This window comes from Mesorhizobium sp. M2D.F.Ca.ET.226.01.1.1 (assembly GCF_004022705.2).
Classification (GTDB): domain Bacteria; phylum Pseudomonadota; class Alphaproteobacteria; order Rhizobiales; family Rhizobiaceae; genus Mesorhizobium.
On sequence record NZ_RZOY02000016.1, the window covers coordinates 75,894 to 100,412 of the forward strand.

At 59.0% G+C, this 24,519-nt stretch carries 23 protein-coding genes and 1 pseudogene; 13 read left to right on the forward strand and 11 right to left on the reverse strand.

From position 1 onward, the window contains the following. Nucleotides 1-208: 208 nt before the first annotated feature. The 10 genes and pseudogenes from EN869_RS29475 to EN869_RS29520 all read right to left on the reverse strand — a co-directional run. The gene (locus tag EN869_RS29475; protein WP_127229679.1) at nt 209-670 is read right to left on the reverse strand and encodes a phasin; all 462 of its coding nucleotides are present in this window, start codon (nt 668-670) and stop codon (nt 209-211) included. Between the two features lie 370 nt (nt 671-1,040). After that, a complete protein-coding gene (locus tag EN869_RS29480) occupies nt 1,041-1,223 on the reverse strand; it encodes a hypothetical protein (RefSeq protein ID WP_126089420.1) in 183 nt (60 codons plus the stop codon). A gap of 424 nt (nt 1,224-1,647) precedes the next feature. Next, nucleotides 1,648-2,994, reverse strand: coding sequence for an LLM class flavin-dependent oxidoreductase (locus EN869_RS29485; RefSeq protein WP_127229680.1), 1,347 nt, complete (start codon nt 2,992-2,994; stop codon nt 1,648-1,650). A gap of 49 nt (nt 2,995-3,043) precedes the next feature. Beyond that, nucleotides 3,044-3,790: an ABC transporter ATP-binding protein gene (locus EN869_RS29490; RefSeq protein WP_127229681.1), complete on the reverse strand. Its 747-nt coding sequence runs from the start codon at nt 3,788-3,790 to the stop codon at nt 3,044-3,046. Beyond that, on the reverse strand, nt 3,766-4,647 hold the full coding sequence (locus tag EN869_RS29495) for an ABC transporter permease (protein ID WP_127229682.1): 882 nt from the start codon (nt 4,645-4,647) through the stop codon (nt 3,766-3,768). Before EN869_RS29495 ends, EN869_RS29490 begins: the two co-directional genes overlap by 25 nt. A 31-nt stretch (nt 4,648-4,678) precedes the next feature. Further along, nucleotides 4,679-5,731, reverse strand: coding sequence for an ABC transporter substrate-binding protein (locus EN869_RS29500; RefSeq protein WP_127229711.1), 1,053 nt, complete (start codon nt 5,729-5,731; stop codon nt 4,679-4,681). A gap of 140 nt (nt 5,732-5,871) precedes the next feature. Beyond that, nucleotides 5,872-6,057 carry an RNA-binding protein gene (locus EN869_RS29505; protein ID WP_245489726.1) on the reverse strand — a complete coding sequence of 62 codons (186 nt, stop codon included), beginning with the start codon at nt 6,055-6,057 and terminating at the stop codon, nt 5,872-5,874. Nucleotides 6,058-6,668: 611 nt separating this feature from the next. Further along, nucleotides 6,669-7,232, reverse strand: coding sequence for a MucR family transcriptional regulator (locus tag EN869_RS29510; protein WP_348632216.1), 564 nt, complete (start codon nt 7,230-7,232; stop codon nt 6,669-6,671). Between the two features lie 177 nt (nt 7,233-7,409). Then, entirely contained in the window at nt 7,410-7,598 is a 189-nt protein-coding gene (locus EN869_RS29515) for a hypothetical protein (RefSeq protein ID WP_126089415.1), read from the reverse strand. Between the two features lie 322 nt (nt 7,599-7,920). Continuing rightward, nucleotides 7,921-9,057 (reverse strand): annotated as a pseudogene (locus tag EN869_RS29520) (IS701 family transposase); the annotation flags it as partial. 602 nt (nt 9,058-9,659) lie between these two features. Between EN869_RS29520 and EN869_RS29525 the strand changes: the two are divergent. From EN869_RS29525 to EN869_RS29545, 5 genes are all read left to right on the forward strand, one after another. After that, complete coding sequence (locus EN869_RS29525; RefSeq protein WP_245514654.1) at nt 9,660-10,106, forward strand: GNAT family N-acetyltransferase; 447 nt, start codon at nt 9,660-9,662, stop codon at nt 10,104-10,106. Between the two features lie 263 nt (nt 10,107-10,369). Beyond that, nucleotides 10,370-10,780 (forward strand): hypothetical protein, encoded by a 411-nt coding sequence (locus EN869_RS29530; RefSeq protein ID WP_127229683.1) that lies wholly within the window; start codon nt 10,370-10,372, stop codon nt 10,778-10,780. 99 nt (nt 10,781-10,879) lie between these two features. Continuing rightward, a complete protein-coding gene (locus EN869_RS29535; protein WP_127229684.1) occupies nt 10,880-11,563 on the forward strand; it encodes an MIP/aquaporin family protein in 684 nt (227 codons plus the stop codon). 25 nt (nt 11,564-11,588) lie between these two features. After that, on the forward strand, nt 11,589-11,999 hold the full coding sequence (gene arsC / locus EN869_RS29540; protein WP_127229685.1) for an arsenate reductase (glutaredoxin): 411 nt from the start codon (nt 11,589-11,591) through the stop codon (nt 11,997-11,999). A gap of 381 nt (nt 12,000-12,380) precedes the next feature. Next, the gene (locus tag EN869_RS29545; RefSeq protein ID WP_127229686.1) at nt 12,381-13,295 is read left to right on the forward strand and encodes a zincin-like metallopeptidase domain-containing protein; all 915 of its coding nucleotides are present in this window, start codon (nt 12,381-12,383) and stop codon (nt 13,293-13,295) included. Nucleotides 13,296-13,365: 70 nt separating this feature from the next. Here the strand turns inward: EN869_RS29545 and EN869_RS29550 are convergent, their stop codons facing one another. Then, nucleotides 13,366-15,444, reverse strand: a complete 2,079-nt coding sequence (locus tag EN869_RS29550; protein WP_127229687.1) for a DNA/RNA non-specific endonuclease — start codon at nt 15,442-15,444, stop codon at nt 13,366-13,368. Between the two features lie 411 nt (nt 15,445-15,855). Between EN869_RS29550 and EN869_RS35280 the strand changes: the two genes are divergently transcribed. The 8 genes from EN869_RS35280 (at nt 15,856) to EN869_RS29585 (ending at nt 24,411) form a co-directional block, all read left to right on the forward strand. Continuing rightward, a complete protein-coding gene (locus EN869_RS35280) occupies nt 15,856-16,632 on the forward strand; it encodes a hypothetical protein (RefSeq protein ID WP_245514655.1) in 777 nt (258 codons plus the stop codon). Next, nucleotides 16,629-17,522: a DUF4403 family protein gene (locus EN869_RS29555; protein WP_245514656.1), complete on the forward strand. Its 894-nt coding sequence runs from the start codon at nt 16,629-16,631 to the stop codon at nt 17,520-17,522. Before EN869_RS35280 ends, EN869_RS29555 begins: the two co-directional genes overlap by 4 nt. A 49-nt stretch (nt 17,523-17,571) precedes the next feature. Beyond that, nucleotides 17,572-18,222 carry a hypothetical protein gene (locus tag EN869_RS29560; RefSeq protein ID WP_127229689.1) on the forward strand — a complete coding sequence of 217 codons (651 nt, stop codon included), beginning with the start codon at nt 17,572-17,574 and terminating at the stop codon, nt 18,220-18,222. Nucleotides 18,223-18,649: 427 nt separating this feature from the next. Further along, the gene (gene qatA, locus EN869_RS29565) at nt 18,650-20,572 is read left to right on the forward strand and encodes a Qat anti-phage system ATPase QatA (protein WP_167509407.1); all 1,923 of its coding nucleotides are present in this window, start codon (nt 18,650-18,652) and stop codon (nt 20,570-20,572) included. 335 nt (nt 20,573-20,907) lie between these two features. Continuing rightward, nucleotides 20,908-21,474, forward strand: a complete 567-nt coding sequence (qatB, locus tag EN869_RS29570; protein WP_348632217.1) for a Qat anti-phage system associated protein QatB — start codon at nt 20,908-20,910, stop codon at nt 21,472-21,474. Between the two features lie 2 nt (nt 21,475-21,476). Continuing rightward, the gene (gene qatC, locus EN869_RS29575; protein WP_127229692.1) at nt 21,477-22,835 is read left to right on the forward strand and encodes a Qat anti-phage system QueC-like protein QatC; all 1,359 of its coding nucleotides are present in this window, start codon (nt 21,477-21,479) and stop codon (nt 22,833-22,835) included. After that, complete coding sequence (gene qatD / locus EN869_RS29580) at nt 22,835-23,599, forward strand: Qat anti-phage system TatD family nuclease QatD (protein ID WP_127229693.1); 765 nt, start codon at nt 22,835-22,837, stop codon at nt 23,597-23,599. The genes qatC and qatD overlap by 1 nt, the downstream gene beginning before the upstream one ends. Continuing rightward, nucleotides 23,596-24,411, forward strand: coding sequence for a hypothetical protein (locus tag EN869_RS29585; RefSeq protein ID WP_127229694.1), 816 nt, complete (start codon nt 23,596-23,598; stop codon nt 24,409-24,411). The genes qatD and EN869_RS29585 overlap by 4 nt, the downstream gene beginning before the upstream one ends. Nucleotides 24,412-24,519 lie beyond the last annotated feature (108 nt).

A 24,519-nucleotide genomic window follows, 5' to 3' on the forward strand; every position in this document is an offset into this window, starting at 1 on the left:
CCGCGCACAAAGAACGCGGTCGGTGCTTTCAAAGCACTGACGCTGAAGTCTCGGGTCTCGGCAAAGGGCTATGGTGTCAAGCCGACGCAGGCGAGCAGCAAAGGACAACGCGGTCCGCTCGAATGTGAAAAGACCGGCGCGGGGCCGGTCTTGCCTGATGGGACAGTCGACGAGGTATTGACCTTTCGTCCCGGATTGCTTGAAGCAATCAGGCGGCCTTGCGGATTTCCCAGGCCTTTTCAAAGGCATCTTTAATCGGCTTCGACACATCCTCGCTAGCTCTCAACATCAATGCCTGGATTGCCTTTGCGTGCTCGGCCGAATTTTCGATCTGTTTGCGCAGGAATGCGGCTTGCAGTTCGAGGAACTCAGACGGCGATTTCACGGCAACCAGCGCTTCGAGGTGCGTGAAGCCGGCTTCGGCATTGGCCTGCAGTGCGGCAAGCGTTCTCACGAGGAGCTCGTTGCCGGTGGTCCTGGCCATTTCAAACGTCGATTTGACAGCCGTTTGAGCCGTTTCAGCGTCCGAGCTCAATTTGGAAAATATTTCCTTCGACTTCTCAATGCTCTGGTCCGCGACAGCACGGACTCGCTCGGCAACCTTGGACGGGTCGACGGGAGAGAATTCGACGTTTTCGATCATATCGGACTTACCGGTGACCTTGGACATTTTTTCATCCTTGTTCGGGGAACGGCCGCAAAGCAAAGCCGCCCCCTTCATGTACGAAATCGTCGCAACGGATTTGTGAAGCTGGACGTGGAATCGGGCGCGCCGACTACACTCTTGTGCTGCCCGAATGTTAGCGCGACGAAGATTGGCAGGCCTAAATTGCGGGGGGGACACCCGGATGGGCTGGAACGGCGTTGATGTCGTGATTAAGACAGGCATGAAATCGGTTGGGTTGAGATGATTACCGGCCGGCGAAGGCGTCGCCACTGGAGCCCAGCGAAGAGGCATAGATCGTTGTGGGAGGGGCAGAGCCCCAATGCCTCGACTGGCGAGATGTTGGCGGGCCATCAGCCGCAGGTGATTTTCCCGTCTACGAGTCCCGGCCTGTGATGTCTTCTGCAGCGGCCCTCTGTTCAGGCGCATCTCGTTGCGCTGCAAGATCCTGCCTCAGCGTCAAATCCAACTTCCCCCAGATCGATGTCTTCTGGTTGTCGGTCTTGAGCTTTCGGGACGTCTTCTTCTCGACGACGAACGGCTTTGTCTGCTGACGCATAGATCCTCCAGGCGACGAATCGCAAAATGAACGATATCGCCGGCATTGCTGAGTGCAACTGGGATCGAACGACGAACTGGTGCACTCGCTGCAAACTCTCATTTGCTGCAACGTTCGCCCTGAGGACAGCAGACAAAGAAGCCTCCGCGGCCCCGAAAGGCTCGCGACGGCGGCTCGATTCCAGGACCGGCCGCCCATTTCTGGGAGGTGATCCGTGCAGATATCTGGTGTGGATCATCCAATCCACCTTGTGAGCGCTCAATTGCCATCGGCCTCTTTCAGCCGGCCGAGGGCCGGATCTTGATGAGGTCCCTCTGGAGATTGGTCTCTTGTTAAGAGCCTAACGGTCTGCGCCGTCTTACTGCGTTGCTGGTCACTCTACCGTGCAGCGGCCTTGGAAAATGTGACACATGGCCCACAATAATCAGGCGCTCGCCTTTTGAGGTTGGCTGAAGGTGTTGTCAGGGCGCGGCAGACCGAAATGGTCCCTCAGCGTCGCCCCCTCATAGTCGTGCCGGAAAAGTCCGCGCCGGCGCAAGATCGGCACCACCTCCTCGGCAAATATGTCGAACCCGCCCTGCAGATAGGGCGGCATGACGTTGAAGCCATCCGCGGCACCATTGTCGAACCATTCCTGGATGTTGTCGGCGATCTGTTCGGGCGTCCCGGCCTGGACCCAATGCCCGCGCGCGCCGGCGAGGCGGTGCAGCAACTGGCGGATGGTTGGATTCTCGCGCTCGATGATGTCAAGCACGACATGGAACCGGCTGCTCGCACCGCGCTCGCCCTCGACTCTGATGAGCTCGCGCGGAAATGGCCCGTCCAGATTGTAGCCGGAAAGGTCGGCATCGACGATGCGGCGTAGCTGGTGAAGGGAATATTCCGGCTGCGTCAGCTCATTGAATTCGTCATGCAGAGCCCTGGCTTCCGCCTCGGTCGAACCGATGAACGGGCTGATGCCGGGCAAGACCTTGACGTGGTCAGGGTTGCGGCCGACCGACTTCACCCGCGCCTTGATGTCGGCATAAAATTCCTGCGCGTTGCCGAGTGTCTGATGGGCCGTGAATATCGCCTCGGCATAGCGGCTTGCGAACGACCGTCCGTCTTCCGATGAACCCGCCTGGACGTAGACCGGACGCCCCTGCGGAGAGCGCGGAAGCGTGAGCGGACCCTTCACCCGATGATATTTGCCGATGTGGTTGATCGGGTGGATCTTGTCGGTGTCGGCAAAGATGCCGGAGTCCCGATCCGAGACGAGCGCGTCGTCCTCCCAGCTGTCCCAGAGCTTGGTTACCACATCAACGAACTCGCCGGCGCGCTCATAACGGTCGGCGTGGGTTGGATGTCGGTCAAAGCCGAAATTCAACGCTGCGGACTCGTCACCCGTCGTGACGATGTTCCAACCGGCGCGCCCACCGCTCAGATGATCGACAGAAGCAAACAGCCTGGCCAGGTTGTAGGGTTCGTTGTAGGTGGTCGAGGCGGTCGCGATGAACCCTATTCTTTCCGTTACGGCGGCGAGCGCCGAAATCCAGGTCAACGGCTCCAGCCTGAAGCGGCTCGCGTAGCGGATGTTGTCGGCGAGCGCAGGCCCGTCGGCAAAGAACAGCGCGTCGAACTTGCTCGCCTCGGCCTTCTTCGCCAGTTCCTGATAATAGGCGATGTCCAGCACTCTATCCGGGGCGGAATCCTTGTAGCGCCAGCCGGCCTCATGATGGCCGCCGGGATAGATGAAAAGGTTGAGATTCAACTGTCGTGATTGGGCGGGCATATGTTGGTCCTCCTGGGTGGTGAGGCTGAGCGAAAAGTCTTGGGGGCCCTCAGACCGGCAGCACAGGCTTTGTCTCGACGCCGAGATGACGCAGAAGTGCGGAGCGAAACTCGCCGAACCGGCGGTGGCCATGATCCCGTGGCCTGGGGATATCGATGACGATGTCGGCGGCGATCGCGCCATTGTCGAGCACCAAGACCCGGTCCGCGAGCGTCACGGCTTCGTCCACGTCATGAGTGACCAGCAGTACGGCAGGCTGGTGGCGGGCGCAGAGCTGGCGCAGCAGATCGTGCATGCGCAGGCGGGTCAGCGCGTCGAGTGCGCCGAACGGCTCGTCCGCAAGCAGCAGTTCAGGATCCCGAACCAGCGAGCGCGCCAAGGCCACGCGCTGCTGCTCGCCACCAGACAGTTCAATCGGCCATGCGGTCTCGCGGCCGCTCAGGCCAACCTCTTCTAGAGCTGTCCGTCCGCGTTCGGCGGCATCCGGCAGGTCGAGGCCAAGAACCACGTTCTCCAGCACGCGTTTCCACGGCAACAGTCGGGCATCCTGAAACACCACCGATTTCTTATCGGGTGTCTCGAGCCGGCCGGACCCGGAGACCTTGTCATCGAGATCGGCGAGCGCGCGCAACAATGTACTCTTGCCTGACCCGCTACGGCCGAGAAGGGCAACGAACTCTCCCTTTTCGATGTCGAGGCTGAGGCCGTCCAGAATGGTCCGCGGCCCGAAACTCCTCACGAGGCTCTCGACCCGCACCAGCGGCGCGCCGCTCAATCCGCCAAGGTGCGACGCCATGACAGCGACCTTTCCTGGAAGAGGCGGACGATGCCGTCGCAGCCGAGACCGAGCAACGCGTAGACGACGAGGCCGACGATGACGATGTCGGTCTGGCCGTAGTTGCGCGCCAGATCGATCATATAGCCGATGCCGCTGGTGGCATTGACCTGCTCGACCACCACCAGAGAGAGCCAGGCATAGGTCACCGCCAAACGCAGGCCGAGGAAGAAGCCGGGAAGGGCGCCTGGCAGGATGACCTCACGGATGAATTCGCCGTAGCCCATTCGTAAGGTCTGGGCCAGTTCGACATAACGGCTGTCGATGCTGCGCAAGCTGCTGTGGGTCTGGATATAGATCGGGATCAGGACAGCCAGCGCGATGGTCGTTACTTTCATGCCTTCGCCGATGCCGAACCACAGCATCAGCAGCGGGATCAGCGCGAGCGTCGGTATCGCCTGCTTGATCTGAACGGGGCCGTCGATGATGGCCTCGCCGAGCCGCGACAAACCTGAAATGAGGGCGAGGGTGGTCCCGATCAGGACGCCGTACACCAGCCCCTGTGCCGCCCGCCAGGCAGACGTCATCAAATGAACCTGAAGCTTCCCTTCGGCGATGAGATCGATGGCCGTGCCGATAACCGACCAGGGCGCCGGCAGCGTTCTTGGGTCGATCAGGCCGGCGATACTGCCAATGGACCAGATCACGAGAAGAAGTGCGGGCCCGAGCAGCGCGCCGAACGGGATCGCTCGCCCAAGCGCAAGACGACGCCTCGTCGCGGTCTTGCGGGCCTGTACAGCGGGCGTAATCACCCCCCTTTGATCCGATGCGTAGGGAACGGGAAATGCAACCGCGGCGGTATTTGAGATTGCGTTCATCTGGGTCGTCTCCAGTCTAGGGAAGCGGGCGTCAGGATGCGTTCAACGCATTTGCGGCGATCGTCTCGAAGCGCCTGTCGAAAAGGTCCTCGGCCTTGATCCTGGGCCTGTTCAGTTCCCTGGCCAGGAGATCGATCGTCGCCTGCTGGCGCACGATCACATCGTTCCAGTCCGGGGGAATGTCGAACTGACCGTCGGCGTCGACGAGATACTGGCCATCTTCTGCGTTGAGGCCTTGGGTGGCGACGTAGTAGCCCGCGATCCACTCCTTGGGATGTTCCTGCACCCATCGGGTCGCAAGAGCCCAGTAGCGTACATATTCGCCGAGAGCGGCAGCTTTGGCCGGGTCGTCAAGCACGGCCTGTGGAGCATAGAGATGGGCTGGATCGTCGCGCAGGCCGTGCGGGATGGTGGTGGCGCCGTCGGCGCCATACTGGTGGAGATAGTGCTTGACGAGGACACCCCAGATCGGTGCGACGTCGACTTGCTTGCTGGCAAGTGCCACCGGATAGGCATCACCCTTGCTGGGCAATTCGATGAGAGTGACATCCTCTTTTTTGAGGCCCGCAGCCTGCAGCACCCTCAGCACCAGCGCGCCTTGTGCCTGACCAGGGCTGAAGGCGATCCGTTTGCCGCGCAAATCCGCGAGCGTCTTGACCTTGACGCCCGGCGCAATGCCGAGATGATAAATCGGGTGCGCAACCGGTTCCTTGCGGAACTTCGCGGCAACGATCTTGACCTTGAGGCCCGTCCAGGTCGCGTGGATAGGCGGGATGTCGGCGACGGATCCGACGTCCAGCGCGTTTGCGCGAAAAGCTTCGATTGTCTGTGGGCCGCCGCTGATATTGGCCCATTCGACCTTGAACGGCAGTTGATTGATCAGTCCGGAAAGTTCCAGAGCCCTCTGCGTCTCGGGATCGCCGATGCGAAGCACAGTGCCTTCCGGAATCTTGGACGGCAGCTTACCCGCGTCCGGACTGCCCGCCTTGGCCCCGAAAGGGGCGGACGAAGCAACCAAGGTGACCGCAAAAGCGGCCACGATGGCGCTAAATTTCCGTCTCGAAAATCTCTCCACGGCTAACATCCTCGTCTTGCTCCTTGGAAATGGCTGACGAGGTCTAGTATGTCTATCAATTATATAGACGATAAAGTATCGGATGCTGTTCTTAGCTGCCGGAGAGAAACGCTGTTCGTCTCCAATGCTCATTTTGGGGCACGCGTCCCTCAAAGTGGCGGAGGGTCCGCCTTCTTAGCGATCTCGGCGCGCCGCTCCGGTGACATATTGGCCGCGCGCTTCTTCTCGCCCTTCGAACCAAGCTCTTTGGCGGCGGCGTTCTTAACGTCGTCCTGCACGTCGCCGGTTTCTTCGCCAGTGGCAATGCGCATGACGCGGACGGCGTCGCCGATCACATCAGCTGGTCACTTTTGGCCTTTAGGTCCGGTGGGCATTTGTTAATCCTATGCGCTCTCCAACGTGACAAACACCAGCGGCACCTTTTCCGTGCCAACCGGCTGTGGAACATGCGTTATCTCGGTCACGGCATAAATGGCCAGACTATCGCCTGACGGCATATGCACCGAGTCACCCACTACGGGCATTGACGCGAACGTCCACATCGTCGCTTCGTTTTCGATTTTGACAAGGCAGCGGACAATCACTCAACCACTCCGTGCTTTCCGCTAAGCATATAGGAGTTCGGCGCATGGCGCGACAGTCGGACGGCTGCGATCCGCAGCCGCCCAAATTCAAACTGAGACACTACCAAGATAGGAGAAAGGCGGTTCTGCCGGCGGCCGGGGACGAGGTTGCCCATAGCTACAACAGCACGATTTCGCGGCTACATCCGTGAAGGGACGTTCTAGAACGATTGCAAAACGGGCTTTGAGAAGCGTGCGCACCGTGCTGTTCGCCCTTTACGCCATGGCTGAACCGCATTCCCATCACCATCACTCCGCAGGGGAGGATGCGTTTGCCGCGGCAAAAGGTGCAGAGGTCGCGAGGGGAAGGAGCAGGCCAGGTTTTACCCTTGCTTTTTTGCAGATGACTTACGACCGGCTGTTTTGCGGCCAAGACCAGCGGACTTTGCAATGACGGACCGATGAGCGGCATAATTGGACGCCACCATCGGATAGTCAGCGGAAAGTCCCCACTTTGCTCTGTATTCGTCGGGTGTCAGATTGAAATACGTTCTGAGATGCCGTTTAAGAGACTTGAGCTTCCTTCCGTCCTCTAGGCACACGATATAGTCGGGGAACACAGACCGCTTTCGACTGACCGCCGGAACGAGGTCAGGTTCTTCCGGAGAAAACGGCTGTACAATCCCCCTCAACGCAGAATTCACGCTGGCGATCAAGTCCGGGAGAGCGTCAACAGGCATCGCGTTGGCTCGGACATAGGCTGACACGATATCCGCCGTGAGAGATGACAAATCCGCAGCTGACAGTTCAGTTTTCTCGTCTTCAATGGTCGGCTGCCTCACCTCATGCTGTTCAGCGGCTGTCCGTTCGGCATCCAGCTGCTCGACGGGTGACTGTTCAGTACTATCTCCGCCCACCGTCGTAAGTTCTGTATTGCTCTTAGTCACAAATGTTCTCCTTGCGTTTGTTCAGCTTAACGGTTCAAAACGTTCGATGGTCCAATGCGCGTGGTGCATAGGGACAACACGCTGTACGAGCCGGTCCCAAAACTGGGGACCATTCCCTTGGCCAGCAGGGTCGCTGTCGCAATCCGCGCGGCCGGGAAAATCGCTCGACCGAGGGATCTAGGGGTCGGGATTGGGATTGTTGCCTTTCAAAGCCCAAGTTGCCCTGATCCGATCGCTGACTTCCAGGTAAGCCATCTCGACCAAATAGGTCAGGAGGCTCTCTCCGTCTGCCTGCGCTGTTTGACGGATTTGCCTCAACATTGCCTGGGCATAGTGCAAGTTCTGCAATTTTTTGGACTGTTTCACTGGTATTCCCGCTTCCAAACCAGTTGCTCCTGCAAGACCACTGACATCTCGATCTATCGACCTGACAGCGATTAGGGCTTTTGCACGCCTTGGAGCTCTCTTGAGGGGTGATCTCATGGCAGAACTATCGGTTTCTACTGTTTGGCCGGCATTTTGATGAGGAATGGCTTACGGCGACATTCGCAGATTGATCGTTCCGAGGGGTGATAGACACGGCGCCGAGCGATCCCGGTTTGGGTCTCTTGGGGATCCTTGGCAAGCGGTCGAACCGGCGGCTGGCCACCATGAATCGTCCAACCGGTCCAGAGGGCCAGTGGCCCGTCTTGTGACGGACGGTCTGCACCATCGCGTAAGCCAGCATGACCAGCGAGACGTGGCGATGCCACCCGTGCCAAGAACGGGTTTCGTTATGTTCGAGACCCAGTTCGCTCTTCGCCGCGCCGAGGCCGTCCTCGGCGATCCTGCAACATTGCCGCACCGCGAAGAGTGTTTCGATTTCGGTTCCTGCTGGAGACCATGTTGCAAAGTACCGGCAAGCATGGTTCGCATCGCGCCGGATCAGGAGCCCTGCAGTCCAGAGCCCAGAACGTGCGTTATCGTATTCCGCGACATCCAGGTCAGCGAAGGGGCAGTAAGCCCAAGTTTCGGAACCTTGCAGACCCTCTTGTAGAGATAGGCTCCGCCACTGAGAGGGATGGACGGATCGCGCGATGTCTTCTGCCGTCCCGACCTGCTGGGAAAAAGCGGGGCGGGTGAGGAAGAAATTGTGGCTCGCGCTGACGCCAACCACGTAGCCCTTGCACCAGCGCCGCAGAGCCATCTCAATGTCGACACCCCAGACGTGATCAACAGCTATCCAGCTTAAAGGTACGTCGGCACCGACGGTGCGTGCGATCATGTCCAGCGCCATGCGGGACTTTGTTGTGAAAGTCGCGCCCACAGGCACGTGGGCCCGCGCCAAGCGGGCAGAGTCTTCCGTCCAGGCCCTCGGAAGATACAGGGCGCGGTCAATGAATGCATGCCCGTGCCTGGACACATAAGCCGCAAATAGGCCGATCTGGCAATTTGCCATTTTGCCCGTCGAGCCGTTGATCTGCCGCGCTACCCCACAGGACGTCTTGCCCTGCTTGATGAAGCCCGTCTCGTCTATGACGAGGACTGCGTCGCTGTCGGCCAGTGTTTCGAGCGCATACTTACGCACGATGTCGCGCAAAGCGTCTGCGTCCCATTTGGCCCTTCCGAGAATGGCCTGTTGGCGCCAGGGCCCTGGGTCGCCCGCAGCCTTAGCTCTCATCCAGCCGGTCTTGCGGCGCTCGTCCCGGAGCAGGCCTTCAAGGAACAAACCGGCCGAAGTCGCCACTCGCTCCTGAGGGAAAAGCCCCCTGATGCGCGACTTCACTTCGCGAAGTGACGCGTCCCATATCCCTAGTGTCGTTTCAATCGATTCAACCACTACCAATAACCCCGCCTTCGCCGCCCAGCACGGAACCGAAAAAATGAGTAATTCACCTATGAAATGCAATTGTAATACTGTGACAGTTCTCCAATGTTTTTTACCGATAACAGTGACGCCATAGCGACGCTTTTTGGCGAAAGACAATTGTCACATTATCTTGTTCAAAACAAGCTTGACTCAGCAAATCATGATTGCGATAAGGGCGCCGCAATCCAAGGCTCAAGCATCGCCACGAAGGATAGATATGATAGCGGCGGATGATCTCGCGCAAAAATATTCTAAGTAAGTAATAAGCGTTGGATAGCTGTGATCATGTAGTCGGCTATATGTGGCGGATACGAGAGACAAAAGGTGGCAACCTGAAATTTTGCACTAATGCGCATTAATGGCCTTGAATGTCCTTCTGAGATTCAGAAGGAGTATGTGTCGCTGCGAATAACGCCTAACGCGTAAGAGGGTTTCTCTAGCGCGTTAGGCCTAGCGCTAAATGCGTTGGACACTATTGATCAAACCTTACTCTTGGTGCCCCGGCGCGGAGGCCGTTGCAGTCATTCGCACGGTGGGTAATTTCGCGTTGCGATGGTCGAAGCAGGGGCGGGTTCTCATTGCAGATTGAGATAGAAGAAGTAATTGCGATCACGCCAGCGGTCGCTGAGGCGTTCGCAGAACTGGTGAGGCAGCTGTCATCATCAGCCAGGATGCCTAGCAAGGGTGAACTTGAAGAGATTGTGGCTTCTCCGGCCACCATCATCTTGGCCGCACGCGCCGCCGAGAAGATTGTCGGTATGCTCACTCTTGTGGTCTTCCGCATTCCCACAGGGGTGCGCGGAATCATCGAGGACGTAGTCGTTGACGAGGCTTATCGCGGACAAGGAATTGCCGAAGCCCTCACTCGCGAGGCGCTCGCTCGGTCAGGAGCCGCGGGAGCGAAGACCGTCGATCTGACTTCCCGCCCATCCAGAGAGGCTGCAAACCGGCTTTACCAAAGGCTTGGATTTCAGAAACGCGACAGCAATGTCTACCGCTTCTCGCTTGGAAAAGAAGGGCAGTAACGTTGGGCCTGCTCTTACCAGGCAGAACCAATGAATCAGCTGAAAACGAACACGCAAAATAAGTGTGCCGCAACGCGCCAGAAGCGCTTAGATGATGACGTTCGCACCAAGCAGCGACATATGATGGTTGCGCTGCTGGAACGCCTGATCCGGGGCTATAGACATGTCTTCGCGGTGCTTCAGCCAGGTATGCAGCTCAGGCGAGCGCCTGTCGCAGTCGGCCAGGCTCCTCGCCGACAGCCTAGCCAAAGGAGGTGAGTTTGGTGGATCCGGCTGACATCTATTTCGATCTTTTCAAGCGCAACATGGATACGAGACGCCTCATCATCCTCGCGGCGCTCGGTGCCGTTCTTGGATTCGGAGCCTGGTTGATCGAACGAGACCAGACCAAGGGTGAAATGCTGCGCCCGCTTTGGCAGTTGTCCAGTTGGAGTTGGCCAGACTACCTGGTGCTTGTCAGCCTGACGGCTGCCTTCGTTGTCAGCTGGAGCCTCTATTTTTTTATGTTGTCGAAGATTGATGCCGTAGTCATTGACACGCTTGCCGATCTGCAGGAATTGGCCGGCCTTTCCGCCGACCAGCATAAAGCCATAGGCCGGCGGCTAAATATTCAATCCAAATGGCTGCCTTTCGCGCTATCTACCCTCATCTACCTGGGTATCGTGATTTTATAGGTTTTACTCCGAAAGGACCGTTCTAACAGGTGCAGGGGCATTTTGGCCGCGGAGACGGTCTAATCAAGGCGAATCCCGGGGACCAGGCAGCAATATGAAATGACAACCTTCGATCTTCGCCGTCGGTTTGCCGCCGAAGCCTTAGGCACGGGCCTCCTGGTCACAACGGTCGTCGGCTCCGGCATTATGGCCGAGACGCTGACGCCTGATATGGGGCTGGCGCTGCTCGGCAACACGCTGGCGACCGGCGCCATGCTGGTGGTGTTGATCACCATCCTCGGGCCGATCTCCGGCGCCCACTTCAATCCGGCCGTCTCGCTGATGTTCTGCCTCAACCGGACGCTGCCGGCCCGCGATCTTCCGGCCTATCTGGTCGCGCAGGTCGTCGGCGGGATAGCCGGCACGGTCGCAGCGCATCTGATGTTCGCCTTGCCGGTGCTGGAGATTGCCACGAAGCTGCGTGCCGGCCCCGCGCAATGGTTCTCCGAAGCCGTTGCGACATTCGGGCTCGTCGCCGTCATCCTCGCCGGCCTCCGCTTCGAGCAACGCGCCGTGCCATGGCTGGTCGGCCTCTACATCACCGCCGCCTATTGGTTCACGGCGTCCACGTCCTTCGCCAATCCGGCCGTCGCGGTGGCGCGCTCGCTCACCAACACCTTTTCCGGCATCAGACCGGTCGATCTGCCGGGCTTCGTCGTCGCCGAGCTGTTCGGGGCCCTGATCGGGCTGGCGCTGATGGGCTGGCTGCTCAGGCCCGAAACCGTTCAGCAATCAAGCCACTGAAAGCCCCACCATTCAAAGGCAAGTCATGACGATCACGATCTACCACAACCCCGCTTGCGGCACCTCGCGCAACACGCTCGCCATGATCCGCGCCAGCGGCGAGGAGCCGGTGGTGATCGAATATCTGAAGACGCCGCCGGGTCGCGAACGGCTGCTTGAGCTGATCGCGGCGATGGGCATCACCGCGCGCGAGCTGCTGCGGGAGAAGGGCACGCCATACGCCGAGCTTGGACTTGCCGATCCGACGTGGAGCGACGACGAGCTGATCGATTTCATGCTCGCCCATCCGATCCTCATCAACCGGCCGATCGTCCAGACGCCCAAGGGCACAAGGCTCTGCCGGCCTTCGGAGGCGGTGCTGCCGCTGCTCGACCATCCGGTGCGCGAATTCGTCAAAGAAGACGGTGAGAAGGTCGACTATACACAGCCCAAGTAGCGGTCGCGGGGCTCTCGCCCAGATCGTCATCATTTTCCCAGTCGCATAGGCCAGCCATGGGCTCGTACCTGAAAACGGCTGTGGCAGCGTTCGTCTCTTGTAGCGACGTCCATTTGCCTTGACGCGCGTGCTGCCTGCCTTTGCAGGAGCGCTTCCTGTCTAGTTCCCTGCCGCGCGGTCGGCTTTCCGGCGATCTGCCCTTGCAACGGTTTTCTCAATCTTTGCCGCGATATCGGCCAGGCGCGCCGCCCGGTCAAACCCCGCCCGCACCACTCCCGCCGCGAAGGGGCGGGACCGTGTTAGGGCCTGACCGGCCGGCTCAATCGCCCGGCCCTGCTTCTCCGCGTCTTGAGAAAAACCCGACGCAAAAGGAGCAAGGTCATGTCGGACACCAACGAAACCCCGCGGCAGGACGTCTACAGCCGCATCACCAACCAGATCATCGAAGCCCTCGAGCAGGGCGTGAAACCCTGGACGCAGCCCTGGAGTGCCGCCCATGCCGCCGGCCACGTCTCCCGGCCGCTTCGCCACAACGGCAAGCCCTATGCCGGCATCAACGTCCTGACGCTCTGGGAGTCCGCGATGACCGGGCACTATGCCGCGCCGATCTGGGTGACCTTCAAGCAGGCCATCGAGCTGGGCGGTCGGGTCCGCAAGGGCGAAAAGGGCTCTCCCGTCGTGTATGCGGACACCCTGCGGCGCACCGAGACCGACGAGGCCACCGGCGATGAGGCCGAGCGCTTCATCCCGTTCCTGAAGGCCTACACGGTCTTCAACGTCGAGCAGGTCGACGGTCTGCCGGCTCACTTCTATGCCCGCGCCGAAAATGTCCGCAACCCGGCTGAGCGAATTGCCCATGCCGAAGCCTTCTTCGCCGCCACGCGCGCGGACATCCGTCATGGCGGCGACTGCGCCTACTACACCCCGGCTCTCGACATCATCCAAATGCCCCCCTTCGAGGCTTTCCGGGATGCGCAGGCGTACTATGCAACAATTGCCCACGAATCGGCACATTGGACCCGGCACGCCACACGCCTTGACCGTGATCTCGGCGGCAAGCGGTTCGGAGACGACGGCTATTCCCGCGAGGAGCTTGTGGCCGAGTTGGGCGCCGCATTCCTTTGCGCCGACCTGGGGCTGCGGCTCGAGGATCGCGACGACCACGCCGCTTACATCGGTCACTGGCTGTCCGTGTTGAAGGGGGACAAGCGAGCGATCTTCGCCGCCGCGGCACACGCGCAGCGCGCCGCAGACTATCTGTCGCGTTTCAGCGCCTCCGAAGCAGCCGCCGCGTGAGCGGCGGCCTTCTGGAGCGACGAGATCAGATATGCGACAGCTGGCCGTCGCTCCCACGCCGAGTGCCTCGTTACGCCTCGGCGTGTGTATCGGCGCGCAAGAGGACATCGTCAAAGATAACGCCGGCCTCTTCGCTTATGGCTGACAGGGCGACTTGATAGCGTGCATACTCGCCGGGCGCGAATTCCACTCCGAAGCGGTCGACGACATCCTTTTGGGAAAGCCTGAAGCCGTAGGTGCGTAGCGACCGGCGCCCGTTGGTATCGCGCGCCGAGACCGCAACCACTTTCCAAAAGACAAGAGGATACTGCACGACGCCGGTCCCAAAATCCTCAGACGGATCGTTCGCGCCCAAGATCGGTCCCGCTATGATGCAGGCGCGCGTGTCACCGGTTTGCAAGTCGCGTTGAATGTGATTTTCGAAGCCGCCCCACAAGCCTTGAACTCCTGGCCATTGCCTTCCCGGTTGGGAGCGGTTGAAGGCGGCGTGCTGCGGCGTGCAATTTGAGAAGTGAAACGTGTCGGAATTGGCAAACTCGATTTCCGTCGGCGTATCGCCCCAGGCATTGTCTTCCCGCCGCACGATATGGCCCCGGTCAATCTGTTTGGCGGGCGCGTAAATATCTGGATCGCCCAACTGGTATTGCTGCGGGATTCGCGGGTCAAATACCCAACGATCTTGTCCGAAGAAGGCGCGGCCGCCGGAGGTCTTTTTCGATGGATCGTAATCGACGTTAACCGCTGACCACATCTGCATTCGCCGGGAAGCGTTCATTGCCAGGCTGAAGTGATGGTACTTGAGCACGACGGTCTGGCCATTTTCCTTATACATCTCCTGGTCCCGCTCCTGCGAAATGCGAGGCAGCGGCACGGTGATATCGTTTTCGAGGAAATCGGGGTTATAGCCTTCTCGATCGTCGTAATTGGGGTCGAAGCGAAGTGCTTTCTCGAGCGCCTCGTCTCTCGCGATCTCGGCCGTCGCCTGAGGAAGCTGTGATGCCGGCACACCGCTACCAACGAAAATCGTCACTGGTCCGGAAAAATTCATGGTAACGCCGCCCATCACGTTTCCTTTCGTGTTTGCGAAAATTTTGGAGGGATCAGGACGTAGCAGCGCTTCTGGCGCGCGAGGCGTCGCCAGCTTCGCGACCTCATCGGTAGGATCGGTCGTGTTGGCCAGCAATTCGTCCAAAAGATGCTTGGAGGCGGGCGTGGTCGGCACAAGCCCGCCGAAGGCCTTGACCAATGCGCTTATCCGCACACCCTCGTTAGCGATCCAGTCTATTCCTTCGTCCGGTTGCCCAGGTGACCACGCAGAACCGTCCTTGTTGAGGATCGTGTTGCCACGCATTTTTGGGATGGAGGCGTGGTGCAAACCGACGACCTCCCACATTTGCGAATAGCAGGCGGAGCCCGATGATCCTTCCTCGGTGTCGGTCTCGTACCGGAGGAAACCGTCGTCCCGCAGCTCAAGCAGCCGGCAATTCTGCATCGCATAGCGTTTTGGCCCGCCATCAGGATATTCGATCATCCGGATCGGCATTCCAGGCAGGATCTTTGACCGCGATCCATTGATCGCCAGGAAGTTGACAGAGGAGAGAAGCTCGCCGGTGATCGCCTTCGGCTTCACCGCGACGAGCGCGAAATCGAGATCCTCCGCTGAGAAGAAAAGGGCGTCCGGATCAAACTCGAAAATGATGCCGCGGGCGACCCCCGATGCCGTCTCATCATGAAGAAAGTTGGCGCCGGTTCCTCGTACTGAGCCGGGATCCGGAAATACGTGCCAGTTGGTCAGAAGAACGTTAGGTGAGACCATGAACCCGGTCGCAAACCCGACCGGATCGACCTTGGGATCGACGTTGGCCACGATGCGCGCGACCGGCCGGCCAGCGGCTCGGGCAGCATCGTCTGGCGGCAAGGTGTACCAGTCCAGGGTAGGGCCTATCTTCCGCTCGACAAACACCGGAAGACGGCCTTGTGCCTTCAGTTCGCTCGCCTGATCAAAGCTCGAACGGCGAGCGTCGTAGCGCGCCTGTTCCGAAGGCGTCACTTGCGTCGTCGCAGGCGTTGGCGGCTGTGCTTTCCATCGTTTTGCAGCCGCAATCATTACCGCGCGGCGTCGCTCGTCGAACAAATTAGTCGCGGCCATGGTAGGTTCCTCCCTCCAAGGAATAGGGAAAGTCGATAGAACTCTATTTGACGATAGTAATTGAGAGATTTGACTTAAAACGATTAGCGTTCAAACGCTGTATGTTTAAGCGGCTAACAACTTCCACTCGAAGGCCTTTCGGCTCACGCTGCTGATCGGGAAATTTCTTTCAAAAACCCCAGACTCCTCTTACATCACTATGCAACAAAGAGTAATGTGCGGTCAATGTGAAGAATAGAGTTCTCAGCGAAGTTCGTAGGGCGGGATCGCTTGTTCGGGTGTCTTTGGCGGCAAGCGCTGCGGCGCCGGCCTGCGCCGGGGGACCTGAAGATCATTCGATCACGTAGAGATCGCGGTGTCTCTCAGCGCCACCGCTTCAGCAGGTGCAGAGCATTCTTGGGGGAGACGTCCATGACAGCGCTTACCGGACCGGACACGAAGTTGCGTGTCGCTCACTTTGCCGCCGCCGCTCGCCGGTTCGTTCCGGTCCTTCTCATCTTGCTTAGCGTTTCGGGCTGCGAAAAAAATCTGTTCCAGGCGCCACCCCATGGTGGCACTGCCGATGTGCCGCCAGCACCCGTGACAGACAGCGTTCTCACGCTGGTGGCACAAATCCCGTATGAGACGCTAGTGCAAGCAGCGCAATCGAAGATACCGCAATCCGTTCCAGTGCAGGGAGACGGTCAAATCGGATGTGTCGGTGTTCCTCATATTAATCCCGGACACGTGGGACATCATACTGAGTGCCGTTGGATCGGTGTCCGTGTTTGCGCTGAAGTGCCTGACGTTACCGCGCCGAGCATTGGCACTACGAACCAATGCGCCGACTATCATTGGCACGCTGATATCAAAACCGATGGCCCTCTTGTCGTGGCCCGGGCAGGCAATGGCGTTCACGTCGAACAGCCGCTGTTTGTCAGCGGTCAGGCCGGCGTCGGCGGCGACCTCGCCAAACTGCTTTCGCTTTCCGGGAAGAACTTCGAGGCTCGGCTGGTCCCCGGCCTCGATCTGCAGCTCGATATGAACGATAGGTGGTGCCCCGTGCTCGCCGGAACCCCAACCGGCAGATGGGTGAGCAGTGCTTCGGTAGAGGTCGTGGGCAAAACTGTCTCGGCCTTGATTTTGGAAACCTGGGGCACCCCCAAGTCTGCGCAGGGCCGATCAATCTGGGACTGGCCGACGTGTTGAACGGCCAGGTCAATGACCACCGTTCCAAGATACAGGATGCCATCGCCAAAGCTCTGCCCTGTGAGGCACTTCGGTCAAAGGTTGAGGCCCAATGGCACGCCATTTCGATCAAGATCGACCGAGCGGACAGCACGCCGGTCTATCTCAACATCGTCCCCACAGCGGCTAGCTTTTCGGGCCTGGTCGGTGAAGCGCAAGGCATGAAGATGACCGTGCGTGTCGCGGCAAAGACCAGTCTTGCCGCAGAACCAGTTGCCACGCAGTCCCAGCCTCTGCCGCCATTGGGTAAAACATCAGCCGATCGAAGTCAGGCCGATATCACCCTGCAAGCAACTGCACCCTATGAATTGCTGTCGGCCGAGCTGTCAAAGAACCTTAAGGGTCGCGATTTCCAGCAGCAGACCCCCGCAGGCACCGTCGATGTCAAGATCGATGATGTTGATCTCTATCCTAGCGCGGGCTCCGTCGTGGTGGGCTTGAAGGTCAAGGCAAAGCTGCCGGGCAAGTTCCTGAATACGACCGGCTGGGTTTACCTCTCAGGGCTACCCCGCGTCGAGAAAACTGGAACAGCGATCTCGATCAGTGAATTGCATTTCGCGACGGTCCTGGACAACGCCTTCTGGAAGGCAGCTCAATCCCTATTCGAAACCCAGATCCTGGCAGATTTAGAGGCTCATTCGAAAGTCGATCTCAACAAGCAGATCAACGACGCGTCCGATGAGATTTTGAAGGCCGTTCACAATACCAACGTTCCGGGATCGAAGATTTCCGCTGACACTCCGTCGATTGAACTTCTCGACATCACTGTCGGGCCGAAAAATCTGATTGCCCGTGCCCGCCTCAAAATGAATTTCGATATGGCGCTATCGGCTGAATTAGTAGGTCAGTAGCCCGGTCTGCCGAACGAGCCGTGGCCACCATAACGATCAAGAGGTGCAAATGACGCAATCGCAGCTCAGCAAGGTTTGGTTTGTGGTCAGTGCGCTCCTTCTCTATTACGCCCTGAATTCTTGGGTGGCAGCGCAAGGCGGGGAAGAGATATTCGGTGCAAAGCTGGTCATGAAGGCGAGGGTGCCTGCAGTAATGATCGCAATCCCGATATGTTCAATTTTGCTCGCACTAACCTCACTCGTTGGACGGGTCTATTCCCTACGCGCCGGCTCGAAATGGCATGAGCGAATACCGGTTGTCGGCTTCGACGGGATCGATACGGGTTCGCGTGAAGGCCGCGTCTATCAAGGCGCCATGATTACAGTCTTCTCCCTGCTGCCCGCGATTGCGCTGGTCTATTTCTGGAGTACGTTTCTCTCCGCGACGGTAATGCTGAACGACGGCAAGAAGGACCCAGGCGCCAGCGTTTGGGATTGGTCGCAGCTCCGGACGCTAAACGATCCGGCTCGTATCTGCACTGAATTTCACAAGGAGCTGGCCGATCCGTGCATCGGCAATGCGACCGTGCTGCCGGGTCTTGAGCCAACAATCTTTGGCGCGCTAACCCTCGCGGGCATTGTCGCGCTCGCGATGCACTGGCGCGCTGTGGCGACGGGCCAACGGCATGAGACTCACCGGGTCAGGACCCGCGGCAAGTAAGTCAGGCGGCAAGTCTTCGCGTGCTACCGAGCGGCAGCTAGGGATGGAGCTCAGGCGGGCGATTATCAGTGGACCGCAACTGTCAATCAGTCCGCAGGCGATGAAAGATGCTTGCGGCCCAGCAAGTTTTTTGTAAACCGAAGATCGGAAGTTCAATCCTCTCTGTCGGCACCAGATTTTTCAACGATTTTCGTGACATGGACCTCATCGAATTGCCCGTGATGTTACTTTCATGTAACGCCTCGCGCGGACGGCTCACCGAGGCAGCGCTCATCACTACGTTGACGGATCCGAAGGTGCCAATGTCGGTTAGCACTTTCGCGGCGGCGGGAAGAGCTGTTGAGCATATGTGTTAGTCCAACGCGCGAAAGTATTGTGTCGTCTGATGAAAGGAGTATATTTGTTCCGAAGAGTGGGGGGGGAATGTATGATTGTCGCCGACAACGAAACGGCCGTGGATTTCCTGTACTACGAGCCGATCGCGAAGACAGTGGCGGGACTTATTAGGGCAAGGTCAGGTGATCCGCTAACCATCGGTTTGCATGGCGATTGGGGTGCGGGGAAATCAAGCGCCCTTCTGATGATCGAGGCGGCGTTTTCCGGCGATAAGCGTACTCTTTGCGTCCGTTTCAACGGTTGGGCCTTCGAAGGTTACGATGATGCCAAGGCCGTTCTGATCGAAACAATCGTTTCGGAGTTGCTGGCCAAGCGGACACTAACGACCAAGGTGAAGGAGAAAGCGGCTGCCGTTCTCAAAAACGTCGACTGGTTCAAAGTCGCCCGAACAGCCGGTGGGGCAGCACTGACGCTTTTGACAGGTATCCCTGCAGGCGGCCTTTTGGAAGGTGTGGCGTCGGCTGCCAAGCAGCTCATCTCCAACCCTGGAGAAGTTCTTACGGGGGAGATGCTAAACAGGGTGCTCGACGGGGCATCGGCTCATCTGAAGAGCAACTCCTCAACCGGGGAAACTACGCCGCAGCGCATGCATGAGTTCCGAAAGGACTTCGAGGAGCTTCTGGAAGCGGCGGATATCGATCGGCTGGTGGTTCTGATAGATGACCTCGACCGCTGTTTGCCAGCAACCGCAATCGCAACCCTAGAGGCAGTGCGACTGTTTCTGTTCGTGCCGCGTGCAGCGTTTGTGGTGGCCGCCGACGAGGGCATGATTGAGTATGCCGTGCGGAACCATTTCCCGGACTTGCCCGCCTCCCAAGGTTCCGGGAGCTATGCGCGGAATTATCTGGAAAAGCTGATCCAAGTCCCTTTCAGGATGCCGCCCCTCGGTTCAGTCGAAACCCGCATCTACCTTACGCTCCTTCTAGCCTTGTCGTCGGGCCTGAAAGAGGATGAGTTTAAGAAGGTTCTGCCGATCGCCCGTGACGCTTTACAGAGACCTTGGCTCGACAAAGGCTTTGACCGGGCCAAGATCGCAACGGCCCTTAACCCCATACCATCCCAACTGGAAGCAGGGATACAGCTAGCTGCCGAGATCACCCCGATGCTGGCCGAGGGGGCTCGTGGGAATCCGCGCCAGGTTAAGCGATTCGTCAACACGCTCACCCTCCGGCTCGCGATCGCGGACGAGCGCAAATTCCGCGATGAGATAAAAGAGACCGTGCTGGCAAAGTTGATGCTGGCGGAGCGGTTCGCCCCGGAGGTCTTTGACGCAATCGCCTTGGAGCTCGACGCCAACGGGCACTCGAAGACGGTAGCTGCTCTCGAAGCCTTGGCATCCGGCTCTCCGCCAGACACCGCGAAATCAAGCGGCAAAAAGAAGCCAGTCGATATCGCCGAGTCGTTGGGCAAGGATTGGCCGAACATCGAATGGGCGAAGCGGTGGGCCGGTATTCGGTTCCCTCTCGCCGGCATAGACCTGCGACCATATTTCTTTGTGAGCCGTGATCGGCGCGCCGCCCTAGCAAGTGTGCTCGCCGCAGGACCGGTGGAGGAGATGGTCGAAAGGCTTTCAGCTTCCTCTCTCGGCGCCAAATCGGTAGCTGTTTCTGAGTTGTCAGGGCTCACGTCGGTAGACGCAGAGCGAATATTCCACGCGCTCGCTGCAAAAGTCGATACCGCGGACGACCTGAGCAAACGCCCTATTGCTGCAGACGGTTTAGCAGCTCTCTGCAACACTAGACCCGAACTGCGGCCCCCACTGATTGCCTTACTCGATAGATTGCCCGCGGCAAACATAGGGGGCTGGGTAACGACCGGCTGGGGTTCTTCCGTTACCGGACCGCAAGCCGCAGCATTCAAGGGGTTGCTCGAGAAGTGGCGGGATTCTGGTAACAAACCTTTGAGCGCCGTTGCTAAGATGGAGCTCGATACGCCCCTGAAGGCGAAGCACTGATGGGGACGTCAGGAGGCAACAAGGGGTCGAAGCGTGCGCTGACACCCACCTGGGTAGACGGCCCAACCCCGACGCCTGCTCCGGTTCCGCCACCGTCGACGCCGACACCCGTGCCCAACCAACCAGGCGCGCCCGGAGCCCCGGCCCAACCTGCGTCCGTCTTCGCTCCTCCGCAGCCAGTCGTGCCCGCAGTCACTCTACCACCCCTTCCGGTGATTGATGGGGTAGAGACATTCGGTCCGGCTCGCTCAGCCTTCTCGCGAGCCGCTTCCGGGTCGGGTGGCGGTAGCACCCGATCGGGACTCGGTAAGAGTGCGGCGCGATACGTGCGCGCTATGGGCGGTGCCGGTGCCGCTGCGAGGGTGATGGCCCCCTCGCGCAGAGTGGCTTCCGGTCTCGGCCAGTTGGCAAACGACGTGGGCACTCAGGGCGCGGCAGAGGCGCTACGCCCCTTCAACCTTGAAAGTCTGGCCGGATCACCCGCTAGCCAGGTCCTGACCGCGCTGACAGATGTCCTGTGCCCTGACGGGGGTCCGATCGACGAGGCGATTGCGCGTTCGGCGATGCTCGAGACCGCAGCCGAATTGGCAGCCAGCGGGGACGTACCGTTTGACGCTTTGCCACCACCGGCATTGGAGGCGATTTTCCTTGGCACAATTGCGCGATCGATCACTGCGAAGCTGTTCAACGAACTCGCCGGCGGTGCGGTCAAGCTGTCGAGCGATACGGCCACACTGCGTAGCGTGGAAAATACTCTCCGGGACTATATCCAAGGCAAGGTCAGCGACGTATTTGCCGCGGCAGGCAGGACGTTGGCGAGCATTCCACGCGCACAGATCGACGGCTTCGTGAAAACGATCTACGAGGGCGCTTTCGCGCTTCTCGAGGCGTTCGGAGAGTGACGATGAGACGCTTTGCCTTCATCGGCCGAATGGGCGTTTTGGATACGGCAGCGGTCTCCATAGTTCAACCTGACGCGGTTCCAGTAGAGGTCCAGTTCGTCAATACATTCAGCCGCTTGGACTACGGGATCGGGGACGCCCTTGAAAAGCTCAAAACCCTGGGGCTTTGTCCGTCTGAGACCGCCGTTGACTTTCTGATCCTGGCAGCGCTGATCAACGCCGCGGACACCAGGGTGTCGCGCGCACGGAACGCACAGAACGGCTGGACCCGCGAACTGGATCTGACTGTGCCGGTGTCGGATGTCGCACTCTGGCGATCCCAAACTGATTTGCTGGGACGCACTCTGAGATTCCTGACCGGTGATCACTGGAGGATATTCTTTAGGGAGCGGCCACCTGGTTTCAGTTCGTTGGCGCCGGTTCCGACGGTCATGGCGTTGGCAGGCTTTGATGAGGTCTGTCTGTTTTCCGGAGGGCTCGACAGCCTGATCGGAGCCATCGATCTCTTCGATAGGGGACGGCGACCACTCCTTGTAAGCCACTACTGGGACTCGGAGACAAGCAAAGCGCAGCAGGCTCTCCTCAATCAACTAGGAAAGAAGGTCGGAGAGATCCATGCATTGCGAACTCGTCTGGGCTTCGACAAAAACCATATTGACACAGGCGAAATAGAAGAAACCCAACGCGGCCGTTCATTCCTATTTTTTGCGCTGGCGACCTTGGCGGCCTCGTCTCTGGCCAAGACCGTCCAAGTCGTCGTGCCGGAGAACGGTCTCATCGGACTCAACGTGCCATTGGATCCCCTCAGGTTGGGAGCCTTAAGTACCCGAACGACGCATCCCTTCTATATGGCGAGGATCAACGAACTTATCGCCAACTTGGGCATCCCGGTGACATTGGTGAACCCGTATCGCCACACGACAAAGGGCGAGATGGTAGTTGCCTGCAAGGATTTGCCGTTTCTCAGGCAGGTGGTGGCGAGTTCAATGTCTTGCTCCTCGCCCGCAAAGGCGCGGTACAAGAGGATGTCGCCCCGCCATTGCGGAACCTGCGTGCCTTGCCTGATACGTCGGGCATCCCTTACCCCGAGTCTTGGCATAGTCGACCCCACCCTATATGCGGTACCGAGCCTTGATGATCACACGCTCGATACCCGATCGGCCGAAGGTGAGCACGTTCGTTCGTTCCAGTTGATGGTGGACAAGCTTGCGGCGGCACCTCATTTAGCGGACGCCTTGGTGCGATTGCCTGGGCCGCTGGCCGATGCGCCCAGCGAATTGGCAGACTACATTGGGGTTTTCCGTCGGGGTATGGCGGAGGTCGGAAGCTTATTGAAAAAGGTCAAAGCGAAGCCCGCCTGATGACATCTCCGCCCCGTTTCGTCGATTTTCACTGCCACCTCGACCTTTATCCCGACTTGGCTCAGGCCATTGCCCTATGCGAGGAGGCCCGCACGGCAACGCTCGCGGTCACGACGACGCCAAAGGCTTTCCGCCAGAACCAGAAGCTCGCGAAGGGCAAAGAGTTCGTCCGTGTCGGACTAGGGCTTCACCCACACCTAGCCGAGGAACGTTGGAATGAGATTCCACTGTTTGAGGCATTGCTTCCCGAAACTCGCTACGTTGGTGAGATCGGGCTTGACGCCGGCCCCCGTTTCTACCGAAGCATGGAAAAGCAGACGGAGGTCTTCCGTCATATCCTACAGATTTGCGCGACCCGGGGTGGCAAGGTGCTGTCAATTCATGCCGTCCGCACCACAGCGCAAATTCTAGACCACCTTGAGGAGCTCTTTCCGCGATCCGCTGGGCGTGTCGTGTTCCACTGGTTCAGCGGCACGATTCCTGAAGCTCGGCGCGCCGCCGCATTTGGTTGCTACTTCTCGGTCAACCAAGCGATGTTCCGCAATGAGCGAGGTCGAGAGCTTGTTAGGTCGCTTCCGCTCGACCGACTCCTCACGGAAACGGACGGGCCATTCGTCGAAGTGGGTGACAAGCCGGTGCATCCCGGTGACGTCGCCCAAGCGGTGAGGCTCATCGCCACGGCAAGGAAATTGGAGGCGGAAACCCTGCGGCAGCAAGTGGTGAGCAATTTCGCAGCACTTCTGGCAGAGAAGGCGATCTCATGACCACCGCTCCTGGAAACGGCTTAGTCCAATACTTTTGCCAACACCTCGTCGGTCTCGGCGTAACGTATCGCCACATCCCTGACGATGACGACAAGCCGGAACGCTTCTCAATCTGCTCTGGCACACTAATCTTCATCCACGGCGTGCTATGCTTTCTCACGGCCGGCCACGTATTGAAGGAACTAGACGAACTGCGCAGTCATCCGAAGGTCAGGATTGAAAGTTCCGCCTTTGCGGACACGTTCGGCCTTCGGACCATCAGCGATGTCCCGATGCCGTTCGACTTAGTGAACGCCGATCTGTTCTATGTCGATGATGACGGGGAAGGGCTAGATTTCGGCGTCATTGCAATCGATCCACACTTTGCCCGGTTGCTCTCGAAGAATGGCGTGGTTGCGCTAAGCGAGGAGCAATGGGCTCATCAACATAGAGTTACCTTTGACGGGTACGCCCTACTCGGCCTGCCGACGGAACTCACGCCCGGCCGGGTAACGCCGGGTGTCGGCGCTAGCGCAACGCCCGTTATGGTGTTTTTGACGCCGGCGACCGCTGATCCCAACCGCAAACCTAGACGCCACGCCCAGTTCGTGGCCAAGATAGACGGGCCCGAACCCAAGAGCGCCGAGGGTATGAGTGGCGGACCAATTTTCGGATTCCGGATCGATCCAGGCCCAGAGGTTCGATATTGGGTTGTCGCGCTTCAGAGCTCTTGGGACCCGGTTACCCGGACGATCTATGCCACGCCGATGCCGACCCTTGCATCACTTATGACCGAATGGGCATCAGAAGCGATCAAAGACGCTACGACTTAGTGCCTGTCGTGTGCCCGAGCAGTCGGGAGTATGACTTGTGGAATATTTTCCTAGGCGTTATAGTATTACCCATCTGAGACATTCCTGGAACCGTTTGGCCGCCGCTTT